Source organism: Streptomyces sp. LZ34, assembly GCF_053890475.1.
Genome location: NZ_CM132680.1, coordinates 8,319,056 through 8,331,997, shown reverse-complemented (window position 1 = coordinate 8,331,997; position 12,942 = coordinate 8,319,056). Strand labels below are relative to the sequence as shown.

Annotated in this window: 9 protein-coding genes; 2 read left to right on the top strand and 7 right to left on the bottom strand. The window is 72.1% G+C overall.

Features of this window, described 5'->3' with window-relative positions; translation table 11 throughout:
• Positions 1–88 precede the first annotated feature (88 nt).
• A complete protein-coding gene (locus ACWY4P_RS35100; RefSeq protein ID WP_456204572.1) occupies positions 89–724 on the top strand; it encodes a TetR/AcrR family transcriptional regulator in 636 nt (211 codons plus the stop codon).
• 69 nt (positions 725–793) lie between these two features.
• Here the strand turns inward: ACWY4P_RS35100 and ACWY4P_RS35095 are convergent, their stop codons facing one another.
• Together ACWY4P_RS35095 and ACWY4P_RS35090 are read right to left on the bottom strand one after the other, a co-directional pair.
• The gene (locus ACWY4P_RS35095) at positions 794–2,881 is read right to left on the bottom strand and encodes an FUSC family protein (RefSeq protein WP_456204571.1); all 2,088 of its coding nucleotides are present in this window, start codon (positions 2,879–2,881) and stop codon (positions 794–796) included.
• 76 nt (positions 2,882–2,957) lie between these two features.
• On the bottom strand, positions 2,958–3,413 hold the full coding sequence (locus ACWY4P_RS35090) for a hypothetical protein (protein WP_456204570.1): 456 nt from the start codon (positions 3,411–3,413) through the stop codon (positions 2,958–2,960).
• A 233-nt stretch (positions 3,414–3,646) separates the two neighbouring features.
• Between ACWY4P_RS35090 and ACWY4P_RS35085 the strand changes: the two genes are divergently transcribed.
• Positions 3,647–4,720, top strand: coding sequence for a hypothetical protein (locus tag ACWY4P_RS35085; protein ID WP_456204569.1), 1,074 nt, complete (start codon positions 3,647–3,649; stop codon positions 4,718–4,720).
• On the opposite strand, the gene ACWY4P_RS35080 is transcribed toward ACWY4P_RS35085, so the two are convergent.
• The 5 genes from ACWY4P_RS35080 to ACWY4P_RS35060 form a co-directional block, all read right to left on the bottom strand.
• Positions 4,717–7,494 carry a hypothetical protein gene (locus tag ACWY4P_RS35080; RefSeq protein ID WP_456204568.1) on the bottom strand — a complete coding sequence of 926 codons (2,778 nt, stop codon included), beginning with the start codon at positions 7,492–7,494 and terminating at the stop codon, positions 4,717–4,719. The two genes, ACWY4P_RS35085 and ACWY4P_RS35080, sit on opposite strands and share 4 nt — an antisense overlap.
• A gap of 143 nt (positions 7,495–7,637) precedes the next feature.
• A complete protein-coding gene (locus ACWY4P_RS35075; protein ID WP_456204567.1) occupies positions 7,638–9,134 on the bottom strand; it encodes a CoA-acylating methylmalonate-semialdehyde dehydrogenase in 1,497 nt (498 codons plus the stop codon).
• Between the two features lie 41 nt (positions 9,135–9,175).
• On the bottom strand, positions 9,176–11,059 hold the full coding sequence (gene iolD, locus ACWY4P_RS35070) for a 3D-(3,5/4)-trihydroxycyclohexane-1,2-dione acylhydrolase (decyclizing) (protein ID WP_456204566.1): 1,884 nt from the start codon (positions 11,057–11,059) through the stop codon (positions 9,176–9,178).
• Positions 11,056–11,961 carry a 5-deoxy-glucuronate isomerase gene (gene iolB, locus ACWY4P_RS35065; protein WP_456204565.1) on the bottom strand — a complete coding sequence of 302 codons (906 nt, stop codon included), beginning with the start codon at positions 11,959–11,961 and terminating at the stop codon, positions 11,056–11,058. The genes iolD and iolB overlap by 4 nt, the downstream gene beginning before the upstream one ends.
• A 58-nt stretch (positions 11,962–12,019) precedes the next feature.
• Complete coding sequence (locus ACWY4P_RS35060) at positions 12,020–12,907, bottom strand: Cgl0159 family (beta/alpha)8-fold protein (RefSeq protein WP_456204564.1); 888 nt, start codon at positions 12,905–12,907, stop codon at positions 12,020–12,022.
• Positions 12,908–12,942 lie beyond the last annotated feature (35 nt).

The following is a 12,942-nucleotide window of genomic DNA, read 5'->3' as shown; positions in this document are numbered from 1 at the left end:
CGAGGGTTTTTCAAGTCACCTGTATTGGCACGCGTCGGCCACGGTATAGCAATACGATCGACTTGCGAAAGTGGGAAGGGAGATCGCCATGCCAAAACGGGTGGACCACGAGGAACGGCGCAGACAGATCGCCAGGGCGCTGTGGCGGATCGCCGCCGAACGCGGCCTCGACGGCGCGAGCCTGCGCGATGTCGCCGCGGCGGCGGGCATCTCGCTCGGGCAGCTACAGCACTACTTCACCAGCAAGGACGACATGATCGTCTTCGCGCTCGGCCATATCGAGCACCTGGCCGAGCAGCGCATACGGGCCCGTATCGAGGCGCTGCCGGGCGCCCCCACCCCACGGGTCGTCCTCCGCGAGACGCTCGCCGAGATGCTGCCCCTGGACGAGGCGAGCCGCACCGGCTATCTGGTGCAGGTCTCCTTCTTCGTGCGCGCCGTCCACGACGAGCGGCTGCGCACCCACGCCCAGGAGGGCATCGCGTCCCTACGGGTTTTCTTCGCCGACCAGCTGAAGGCGGCCATCGTCCAAGGGGAGGTGCCCGCGGACCGGGATCCCGACCGTGAGGCGGCGCTGCTGATCGCGCTGACGGACGGGCTCTCCAGCGCTGTCCTGATGGAGTACGACAGCCCGCAGGGGGCCCTGGCCCTGGTCGATCAGCATCTGGCGCACCTCTTCAGCGGCCCCCGAAGCTCCAGCGGCCCCGGCCGAGGCCCCGCCTGAGGCCGCGCCCGCCCTCCTTGAGTCGTCGTGCTGGGGTCGTTCTGCTGGTGCAGTTCTGCTGGCGCCGTCCTACTTGTGCCCTCCTCGTCCGGGCTTGACCGCGAGCGCCTGCGGCAGGTCGTCCAGCGCCTCCACCAGCAGCTCGGCGCCGCGCACCGCCACCCCCGGCCGCTCCCCCTCCCGGTCCTGCCACCGCTCCAGGGCCTCGTACACCGGGCCCCACTCGGGCGCCCGGCGCTCCCGTACGGCCGTGACCGCCCCCGGCAGCGACCCACGCAGTGCCGCCGCGAACTCCTCGGCCTCCTTGGACGCGGGCGCGTCCGGGGCGGGCAGATGCGCCTCCAGCAGCATCGTGACCCGCGCCATGGTCGACAGCGCCGTCTGCGCCGCCCGGGCCGCGCCACGGGAGAGCCCGCGGTGGCGCACCGGCTCCTGGTGGGCCCGCGCCTCGCCCCGCTCCCAGGCCGCCCGCGCCGCCCGCGCGTCCAGCAGCGCCTCCCGCACCTGGCGGGGGCGGCGGTCGGCGGGGCGGGCGTGACGCTCGAAGACGGCGACCGCGTAACGGCCGTTCGTCTCCAGCCAGTCGGCCAGCCGGTCCCGCAGCAGCGGGGTCTCCCACGCGGGGAAGACGACATAGGCGGCCATCGCCAGCAGCCCGCCCAGCAGGGTCAGCGCCACCCGCGCCGCCACCGTCTGCGACCAGCCCTCACCCGCGATGCCCAGCAGGAAGACGACGTACGCGGTCACGCAGGCCGAGGCGACGATGAAGCCGGTGCGCAGCAGGAGGTACATCGCGGCGGCACAGACCACGGCCAGCGCCGCGCTCACATACGGACCGGGGTGGGCCAGCGCCATCACCGCGCCGCCGAGCACCACGCCCCCGAGGGTGCCGGTGAAGCGCGCGACGCCGCGCGAGAAGGTCTGGGCGAAGTCCGGCCGCAGCACCATGACCGAGGTGAGCGGCGCCCAGTAGCCGTGGCCCCACGGCAGCGCGGTCCCCAGCAGATAGCCGCAGGAGGCGACCGCGGACACCCGCACCGCGTGCCGCAGCACGGGCGAGGACCAGCGCGCCTCGCGCCGCAGGGCGCGCAGCGCCACCGGCACCATGCCGGGAACGGTGGGCCGGGGCAGATAGCGGCGGTCCTTGGCCCCTTCGGCCGTCACGGCCTCCACCGGCTCGTCCGAGGACTCCACCACATCGGCCACCAGCGCCATCAGCCGCAGCGCGGCGCGGCGGGCGGCGCCGCTGAGCATCGGCCCGGTCGGGGGCACCTCCAGCACCGCCATGGCGTCCGGCGGCAGCCGCACCGGCTTGCCCCAGCGGATCGCGTGCGCCACGGCGTCCAGTACGGTCGCGGTCGCGCCCAGCAGGGCGCGCACCCGGTCCCGCTCGGGGCCCTCGGGCGCCGCGCCGACCACCGGGTCGGCGATCGAGGCCAGCACCGGCCGGATCCGCTCGGCGAGCAGCCGGTAGCCGCGCAGCTGGCGCGGGCGCCGCCGGGCCTGGCGGGGCGTCAGGGCGGCGGCGCTGCGGGCCTCCATCAGCGGCTGCGGGTCGAACGGCGCCACCGGGTCGTGGCGCAGCCGGCGCGCGTAGTCGGCCACCGCGGCGAGCGCGTCCGCGAGCGCGTCGCGTTGCACCCCCCACGGCCGCACGGGGAACAACACGATGAGCGCGGCCTGCACCACTCCGCCGAGCCCGATCAGGGCGGCGTGCTGGAGGGCGCCCAGCACCGAGGTCGGGAGGGTGACGGTGACCAGCATCACCGCGACCATCTGGGTGGAGACCAGCCCGGACACCGGGCCGACCGCCCACGCCATGCCGGTCAGCAGCGTCCAGGCGGCGACCATGACGAGAAAGGTGGCGATGTGGGCGGCGGCCAGATAGCCGAGGAACGTGGACACCGCGAGCCCGCCCGCGGCGGCCAGCGCCAGCGCGGGGCGCGGCCGCCAGCTGCGCTGGAAGGTCGCGATCCCCGAGGAGAAGGCGCCGAACGCGGAGGAGACGGCGAGCGTCGGCGAGCCGAGCCACATGGTCAGGCCGATGACCAGCGCGACCCCGCACGCGCCGCGCAGCGCGACGAGCGGTTCCAGCCTGGTGCGCTCGATCGCAAGCCCGGCGCGTGCGGTCGCCTTCAAGGCGTGTGACCAGGTCATACGCCGAGACTACGGCCCTGATCCACGGAAACTGAACCAGCTGTTCCGCACTGGTTCATCACATCGGCGTGATGATTCAGCCCTCCACGTCACAGGCGACGTCGAGCAGCTTCATCGGCTCGCTGCCGTCCAGGTCCACATACGCGGTGAAGGAAGCGGTCTGTGGCGAGCCGTCCCAGGTGGTGGTGATCGTCGCCCAGCCCACCCGCGCCGACTGGGCCGTGGTGACCTCCCCGACCTCGATGTCCCGCGGCGTGTTCTGCGCGCACAGCAGCACATCGAAGCCGGGGTTCTCGGCGGCCTTCTCCTTGAGCTGGTCCGAGACCAGGTGCTCCCGCTCCCAGGGGCGCGGCCCGTGGTTGCCGTAGAAGCCCTCCAGGAAGTGGTGGATCTCCTCCGCGGTGTAGCGGCCGTTGGGGTCGGTCTGCGTGGCGGCGGCCGCGGGTGAACCGGCGGCGAGGACGAGGCCGAGGCCGAGCGCGGCGGCGCAGCCACCGGCGAGGGCCGCGGAGCGACGAAGAGAGCGAAGCATGAGATATCCCCCTGTGCTGTGCTGTTTCATTCTGCGTGCTGTCATGTGGCCATTGATCGGCCGAACACCAGGAGAGACCCGCGCGGACATCGGATGGTTGCCCCGCCGTTCCACAACAGGCGTGTAACAGCTGTCAGCGCGCCCAACAGGTGGCCTCCCCATTCAACGGAGGAAACCGTTCCGTTAGCCTGTGGCGGTCATCGGGCCGGCACCACCACAGGGGACTCGTGAACATGCGCCACCACATATCCGGACCTGGGCGAACAGTTGTCTCTACAGTCGCGCTCGCCCTCGCGCTTTCCGCCTGCTCTGAATCCGGCGGTGGAGCCAGCTCTTCCGACCAAGGCGGCAAGAGCGAGTCGTCCTCGCCGGCCGCTGGCCCGACCGGCGTCATCTCCCTCAAGTCGGCGCAGAAAGTCCTGCTCAACTACGCGAAGGTCAACAACGAGGCCAACGCCGCCCAGGATCCGAAGAAGATAGCCGAGGTCGAAGACGGCGCGCTGCGGCAGCAGAGTCAGGCGACGTTCACCCAATTCAGGACTCTGCCGAAGAAGGAACAGCAGTCCTACGAAGTTCCCTTCTACTATCCGGTCAAGGGCGCCCACTTCTACATTCCCCGCAAGGGCTCCGAGAGCGTCTTCTTCGTCGACACCCGGGTCACCGGCAAGAACATCGACGAGGGCCGCCGACGGCTGATCGCCTTCAAACCCGCGAAGGACAACGAGGGTGCCGCCTGGAAGGCGGTGGGCGTCGGTGACCTCGACAGCAAGACCAAATTGCCGAAGATCCAGCTGGACCGCGACGGGTTCGCCTCGGTGCTCAAGCCGTCGGACCAGGTGAGCAGCACCAAGATCGGTGAGCTGCGCGGGCTGTCCCAGGACTTCTATCTGACCGGCGGCAAGACCGCGGACGGCACGTTCACGGAGAACGCGTGGGTGAAGAGCTGGAAGAAGGACTACGCGGACCGCGCCGACTTCCCCGACGGCTGCGTCAACGGTAAGTACAAGGCCGCCCCCACCGCGGACGACACGGTGTACGGGCTCAAGACCGCCGACGGTGGCGCCGTGGCCCTGTACGGTTTCGGCGTCGACTACCTGAACTGGCCGAAAGCCGACGGCATGAACTGCACCACCGTCATGCAGATCGGCAACATGCCCACGGTCACGGAGATCTATCTGGACGGCAGGGACACCTCCACCTTCCTGACCCGCACCGATTCGCTGCTCACCATGGCTGTCGTACCGCCTTCCGGCAAGCGCATCCGTGTCACCGGGTACAGCTTCCAACTCATCGATGCCAAGGGTTAGCCACCGTCCTTGGGGCAGGCGAACTCGTCCTCCGGTCCCCAGCGTTCGACCCGCCCGGTGTTCTGCGCGAACGCGCCGCAGAACAGGACCGGTTCGGAGCCCTTCGCCGTGTGGTGCAGTATCACCAGCGGCTTGTCGCGGGAGACCTTGGCGCCCCGTCCGAAGTCCAGGTAGCCGCTGGCCCCTTCCTTGCTGATGCCGTTGTCGAGGCTGATCTGCACATTGGACCGCTCCACGTCGTCCGTGCTCGAAAACGCCTCGTTGGCAGCGGCTGCCATCAGCTGCATCGCATCATGGGCCAGCGCCGCCCGGCCGTCGTTGCGCCACAGGTCCTTGGCGCCGAACACCGCGGCGTACTCGGTGTTGAACTCCTTGGTGACATCACTGCCGCGCGGATGCCCGGCGGGCAGCACATGGGCCGTGTGGTAGAGCCGCAGCCAGGGACGGTCCTCGTACTCGCCGGAGAGGGCCGCGGTGGTCAGCTCATTGCCGCCCAGGACCGTCAGCTTCCGCCCCTCGCAGGAGGTGTCGTCCCCGAAGACATCGAGGAACGCGGTGAACTCGCGCGCCCGGGACGCCCAGTACAGGACGGTGCGGGGCTGCTCCTTGATGCGCTCGCACACCGCGTCGGCCACGTCCTCGATGCTGTCCTGCCGCGTGACACGGCCGCCGCCCGGCTCCGGGGCGCCGCCGGACCGGCCGCCGGGCGAATACTCCAGCTTGGACCAGTCCCCGCCGAATTGGTCGGCGAAGCGGTCGCCGATCTCATTGCTGTACAGGTCCTCGGGGTCCTGGACCACCACCGCCGCCTCGGCCGGGGAACACCCGCCCGAGCCGCCGTCCATGATGTTCCCCCGGTGGGCGAAGTCGGCCTCGATGCGCGCCTCGCGGCTGTTGGTCGGCGCCACCCTGCGGTAATAGCGGCTCCCATCCATCGCGTCGGCCGTGGCCGTGGTGCCGACCACGGGAATCTTCGCCCGGCCCAGCTCGCGGATGGCCGCCTGGGTCTGCTTCAGGCTCTTCGAGAAGCCCACCACGCCGATGATGTCGGAGTCCTTCCGCCCCGCCTCCTCGACCACCTGCCGCGCGCGGCGCTCGGCGTCTTTGAACTCCTCGCCCGCGTTGAGCATCCTCACGCGCAGCCATACTTTCCGCTCGTCGTTCCGCGCTTCGTCGTTGAGGGCGCGCTGGGCCAGGGCGATGCCGCGCAGCTCCGGCACGGCGCCGTTGTACCGCTGGCCCTCCTGGTCCCTGGCCACCTCCGCCCCGATGTGCACGACCGTACGGGCCTCGACTCCGCGCCGCCGCACCTCGTCGGCGACCCGCTTGTTCTCCTCTTCGATCATGAGCGCGGCAGCCTCGTACTGCTGCCGGGGCGGCGCCGGGCTCAGCTCTGCCCGGCCCGAGAGCGGGCCTCCGGCCACGCCGCCGAGACAGGCCCTGTCCTCGCCGCCCGTCACTGTGGGGCCCAGCCACGTCACCAGTACGGCCAGCACGGCCGCCAGCGCGACCCCCTCCAGCACGGCCTCGGTGACCGGGCCCATCCGGAAGTCCGGCGGCGCGACCGGGCCCGGGCGGGGTGCGGAGCGCGGCCGGGCGCCCGGCGGCCGCGGCACCAACGGCGCCAGCAGGGGGTCGAGTTCGCCCTCGGGCGCCCCGGTGGCGTGGTCCAGCGCCGTGGTGGCGTCCGCCAGCCTGGCACAGCGCTCCCCCGGGACCGCTGCCCCGGCCGGGCCCGCGGCCACCACGACGACGGCCGCGCACGAGAGCTCCTCGGCCGCGGGACCGTACTCCCGCAGAAAGCGCGCCGCCGGATCGCCGCTTCCGCCGTCCGACAGCTCCAGCAGCACGGTGAAGCGCGTGGCCCTCCGGCGCCGCCAGGGCGAGATCCGCCCGGGCCGGACCGCGGCCTTCAAGTCCGCCAGCAGGGCGCGCAGCAGCAGCTGCTCCAGCTCGTCCGGCGCCTCGCCCTCCGGCTCGCCCTGCCCTGCGTCCCACTCCACCAGCTGCGCGGCGCTGGCGAAAAACTCCTCGGCGCGCCGCCCATGGCCGATCTCCCGCCAGTCGGCGAACCAGCCGGTGGTGTCCGACCACAGCAGCCGACGGGTGCGACGGCGCGCCCACCACCAGCGCGGGAAGTCCTGCAACACCGGGCGGGCGACGGCGCCCAGCACCAGCCCGATCCAGCCGGGGCTCTGCGCCGCGCTCTGCGCGGTCGGCGGATCACCGCCGCCCATCCGCCACATCGCCCGCAGCGCCGGGCCGCGTCTGCGGCGCCCCTCGTAACAGCGGTCGCGCAGCTGCTCGCCGGTGAGCGGCGGAGCCTCGGGCTCCTGCTCCAGGACGCACTCGACGAGATCGCGCATCAGCTGGAAGTCCCGCAGACGCAGCCGCCCGGTCCTGGGCGGGACGTTCTCGCACAGCCGCTGCCCGACGGTCAGCGTCAGCGGGCGTCCGCCCCGCGCGGCGCGGGCCGCCTCGGCCGCCCCCAGCGCGGCGTACGGCACCAGCTTGCCGCCGCGCTCGCGGCGCAGACACCGCTCCAGACCGCGCATGGCCCGGTGCGCCCGCCCGGCCGGATCCTCGCCTCCACCGTCGCCCTCGGCGCCCTCGTCGCCCTCGGCGAGCAGCACCACCGGCGGCAGCACATCGCGCGCCGCGGCCCGCCGGTCCTCCGGCACCACCGCCCGCTTGAACGCCCCCATGAAGTCCTCGGCGCCGTCCCCCTCCAGGAAACTCGCGCCCGTCTCACGCCCTCTCGCCGACACCGGCATACCCCCCAAGTCCCTCTACGCGCCCCGTCCCCCGTGCGCGATGTCCGTTTGGGATCCCCGTCTCTCATACACGTGAAACCCCCCGCCGGTTCCGTACCGGCGGGGGGATTCACCCGAACGTGCGGTCGATCACTGACGAGCAGTCAGTGGTTCTTCGGGAAGCCGAGGTTGATGCCGACCTCCTCCGACGGCTCCGGCCAGCGGGTGGTGACGACCTTGCCGCGGGTGTAGAAGCGCACGCCGTCGTTGCCGTAGATGTGCTGGTCGCCGAAGAGCGAGTCCTTCCAGCCGCCGAAGGAGTGGTAGCCGACGGGCACCGGGATCGGTACGTTGACGCCGACCATGCCCGCCTCCACCTCCAGCTGGAAGCGGCGGGCCGCGCCGCCGTCGCGGGTGAAGATGGCCGTGCCGTTGCCCCACTTCGAGCTGTTGATCAGCTCGATGGCCTCGTCGTACGTCTCGGCGCGGACCACGCACAGCACCGGGCCGAAGATCTCGTCGCGGTAGGCGTCGGCGGTGGTGGGGACCTTGTCCAGCAGCGAGACGCCGATGAAGAAGCCGTTTTCGTGGCCCTCGACCGTGTATCCCGTCCCGTCGACCACGACCTCGGCGCCCTGCGCGGCGGCGCCGTGCACATACGAGGCGACCTTGTCGCGGTGCTCCTTGGTGATGAGCGGGCCCATTTCGGAGGCCGGGTCGTCGCCGGGGCCGATGCGGAGCCTGGCGGCGCGGTCGGCGATCTTCTTCACCAGCTCGTCGCCCGTGTCGCCCACCGCGACCACGACGGACACGGCCATGCAGCGCTCGCCGGCCGAGCCGTACGCCGCGTTGATGGCATTGTCCGCGGCGAAGTCCAGGTCGGCGTCGGGCAGCACCAGCATGTGGTTCTTGGCACCGCCCAGCGCCTGCACCCGCTTGCCGTGCTCGATGGCCTTCGCCTGGATGTACCTGGCGATCGGCGTGGAGCCCACGAAGCTGACCGCGGCGATGTCCGGGTGCTCCAGGAGCCGGTCGACGGCCACCTTGTTGCCGTTGACGACGTTGAGCACGCCGTCGGGCAGGCCCGCCTCGGCGGCCAGCTCGGCCAGCCGCCAGGAGGCCGAGGGGTCCTTCTCGCTGGGCTTGAGCACGAAGGTGTTGCCGCAGGCCAGGGCCACCGGGAACATCCACATCGGCACCATGGCCGGGAAGTTGAACGGCGTGATGCCGGCGACCACGCCGAGCGGCTGGCGGATCGAGGCGACATCGACCCCCGTGGAGACCTGGGTGGACAGCTCGCCCTTCAGCTTCTCCGCGATGCCGCAAGCCAGCTCGACGATCTCCAGGCCGCGGGCCACCTCGCCGAGGGCGTCGGAGTGCACCTTGCCGTGCTCGGCGGTGATCAGGGCGGCGATCTCGTCGCGGTGGGCGTCCAGCAGCTCGCGGTACTTGTAGAGGATCGCGGTGCGCTTGGCCAGCGAGGTGGTGCCCCAGGACGCGAAGGCCTCCTTGGCGGCGGCGACGGCCGCGTCCACCTCGGCCACGGAGGCGAACGCCACCCGGGTGTCCTGCGCGCCGGTCGCCGGGTTGTAGACCGGGCCGAAGTCGCCCGACGCGCCCTCGGCGGGCTTGCCACCGATCCAGTGGTTGATGGTCTTCATGGGTGCGGAGCCTTTCGGTTCGTGAACAAGTCGGTCACCGGTCAGAGATGGCGGCGGCGGGCTGTGGCCTGCCGGTCGTAGGTCTCACGGGCCTTGACCGCTGCCGGACGGGTCGCGGTCTGGGCGACGGGCACATCCCACCACGCCTGGGCGGCGGGCGCGCCGGACACTGTGTCGGCCGTTTCGGTCTCCACATAGACACAGGTGGGCCGGTCCGAGGCGCGCGCGGCGACCAGCGCCGTGCGCAGCTCGGCCACGCTCCCGGCGCGGATCACCTCCATGCCGAGCGAGGCGGCGTTGGCGGCCAGGTCGACGGGGAGCGGGTCGCCGGAGTACGTGCCGTCGGCGGCGCGGAAGCGGTACGCGGTGCCGAAGCGCTCACCACCAGTCTCCTCCGACAGGCCGCCGATGGAGGCGTAGCCGTGGTTCTGGATCAGCACGATGTTGATGTTGACGCCCTCCTGGACCGCGGTGACGATCTCGGTCGGCATCATCAGATACGTACCGTCCCCGACCAGCGCCCACACCGGGCGGTCGGGCGCCGCGAGCCGGACGCCGATGGCGGCCGGGATCTCGTAGCCCATGCAGGAGTAGCCGTATTCGAGGTGGTACTGGCGCGGCGAGCGGGCCCGCCACAGCTTGTGCAGATCGCCGGGGAGCGAGCCGGCGGCGTTGATGACGACGTCCTCGTCGCCGACGGTCGCGTCCAGGGCGCCCAGGACCTGGGTCTGGGAGGGCCGGGCGGAGTCGTCCCCGGCGGCGTACGCGGCGTCGACCCGCTGCTCCCAGCGCGCCTTCCCGGCGGCGTACTCGGCCTCGTACCCCTCCTCGACGCGGTGGCCGGCCAGCGCCTCGGCGAGCGCCTCGAGCCCGGCGCGGGCGTCGGCGACCAGGGTCGTCGCGCTCAGCTTGTGCGCGTCGAACGGCGCGATGTTGAGGTTGAGAAAGCGGACGCCGGGGTTGGCGAAGAGGGTCGCGGAGGCGGTGGTGAAGTCGCTGTAGCGGGTGCCCACGCCGATGACCAGGTCGGCGGTGCGGGCGAGGTCGTCCGCGACGGCGGTGCCGGTGTGCCCGATGCCGCCGATGTCGGCGGGGTGGTCGTGGCGCAGCGAGCCCTTGCCCGCCTGGGTGGAGGCGACGGGGATGCCGGTGGCGTCGGCGAGCGCGCGCAGCGCGTCCTCGGCCTCGCTGTGGTGGATGCCGCCACCCGCGACGATCAGCGGCCGCCGGGCGGCGCGCACGGCCCGCGCGGCCTCGGCGAGCTCGGCCGGTTCGGGCGCCGGGCGGCGTACGTGCCAGACGCGGTCGGCGAAGAACTCCTCGGGCCAGTCGAACGCCTCGGCCTGGACGTCCTGCGGGAAGGCGAGGGTGACGGCGCCGGTGTCGGCCGGGTCGGCGAGCACCCGCATGGCCTGCAGTGCGGCCGGGATCAGCGACTCGGGGCGGACGATCCGGTCGAAGTAGCGGGAGACCGGCCGCAGGCAGTCGTTGACCGACACATCGCCCGCGGAGGGGACCTCCAGCTGCTGGAGCACCGGGTCGGCGGGGCGGGTCGCGAAGGTGTCGCCTGGCAGCAGGAGTACGGGCAGCCGGTTGACGGTGGCCAGGGCGGCGCCGGTGACCAGGTTGGTGGCCCCCGGGCCGATGGAGGTGGTGACGGCCTGGGCGGCGAGCCGGTTGGACTGGCGGGCGTAGCCGACGGCCGCGTGCACCATGGCCTGCTCGTTGCGGCCCTGGAGGTACGGCATGGCGTCCTGGCCGGTCTCCAGCAGCGCCTGGCCCAGGCCCGCCACATTGCCATGGCCGAAAATGCCCCAGCAGGCGGTGATGAGGCGCTGCCGCTGCCCGTCGCGCTCGGTGTACTGGTGGGCCAGGAACTCCACCAGGGCCTGGGCCGTGGTGAGCCTGCGGGTGGCTCCACTCATCGTGTGTCTCCCATGGGGGCGTCGTAGAGGGGGAGGCGGGGGTCGACGGGCTGGTCCGGCCAGGTCGCGCGGATCCAGGCGTGGTCGGGGTGGTCGCAGATGAGCCAGTCGCGGTCCTGGCCGGGGCCCGCCATGACGTTGAGGTAGTACATGTCATGGCCGGGGGCGGCGATGGACGGGCCGTGCCAGCCGTCGGGGATCAGGACCAGGTCCCCGGAGCGGACCTCGGCGAGCACGTCGGTGCCGCGGCCGTGGCCGGAGGGGGAGACCCGCTGGTAGCCGACGCCTTCGTTGCCGTGCGCCTCGGCGATCTCGAAGTAGTAGATCTCCTCCAGCTCGGACTCCTCGCCCGGGCGGCACTCGTCGTGCTTGTGCGGCGGGTACGAGGACCAGTTGCCGCCGGGGGTGAGGACCTCGACCGCGATCAGCTTGTCGCACTCGAAGACCCCAGCCGCACCGAAGTTGTTCACCTGGCGGGAGCAGTTGCCGGTGCCGCGCAGCTCGACGGGGACGGCGGAGGCCGGTCCGTAGCGGGCGGGCAGCCGGCGCTCGCAGCGGGCGCCGGTGAGCGCGAACCGCCCGCCCGCTCCGCTGGCGATCCGGGCGTGCGCGTCGCGCGGCAGATACGCGAAGTCGCTGACGCCGCTGAACACGCTCTCCCGGCCGTGCAGTTCGAAGGTCTGGCCCTCGGTCACCACGGTGCAGCCGCCGCTCAGCGGCAGCACGATCCACTCGCTGTCGCCGGTGGCCAGCTGGTGCGTGCCGCCGGGCGGCAGGTCGAGAACGCGCAGCGAGGAGTAGCCCCACCCGGCCCGCGCGGGGTCGATGTCCACGGCGTACGGTCCTGCGGCCGCCTTGCCGGCCTGAAGATGGAACCCGGTGGAAGGGTCGGTAGTGGTCATGTCGTCAGTCTCCGCCTTGTCAGCGCCTTGTTCCGGCCTTGTTCCCTGGTCGCGGCCGTCAGAGCAGTCCGACGGCGGTGTCGACGGCCTGCTCGACGCCGCCCTCCGCCGGGTAGAGCAGCGCACGGCCGACCACCAGGCCCTGAACGGTGGGCAGGCTCAGCGCCTTGCGCCACTTCTCGTACGCGCCCTCCTGGTCCCGCGGGTTCTTGCCGACGTCCCCGCCGAGCAGCACCGCGGGCAGCGTGGAGGTCTCCATGACGGCGGCCATGTCGTCGGCGTCGTCGGTGACCGGCACCTTCAGCCAGGTGTACGCGGAGGTCCCGGCGAGCCCGGAGGCGATGGCGATGGACTTGGTGACGGCCTCGGCGCTCAGGTCGTTGGTGACCTTGCCGTCGATCCGGCGCGAGATGAAGGGCTCGACGAAGACGGGCAGCCGGTGCTCGGCCATCTCGTCGATGGCTCTGGCCGTGGAGAGCAGGGTGGCCAGCGAGCCCTCGTCGGAGTAGTCGATGCGCAGCAGCAGTTTGCCGGCGTCGAAGCCGAGCCGGGCGATGTCCTGGGGGCGGTGGCCGGTGAAGCGGTCGTCGAGTTCGAAGGAGGCGCCGGCCAGGCCGCCGCGGTTCATCGAGCCCATGACGACCTTGTTGTCGAGGGCGCCGAGCAGCAGCAGGTCCTCGAGGATGTCGGCGGTGGCGAGCACTCCGTCGACGCCGGGGCGGGACAGCGCGACGCACAGCCGCTCCAGCAGCTCGGACCGGTTGGCCATGGCCAGCTTGTGGCCTCCGGCGGCGAGGGCGCCGCGCGCGGGGTGATCGGCGGCCACGATCATCAGACGGCCGCTGTCGCCGATGAGGGGGCGCCGGACGCGGCGGGCGGCCGCCTCGGCGATCGCCTCCGGGTGCCGGCTCCGCACCTTGACGAGGTCGGAGATGCTGATGCTCAACGGGTGCTCCTCACAGTCGCGTTCATACGATCACG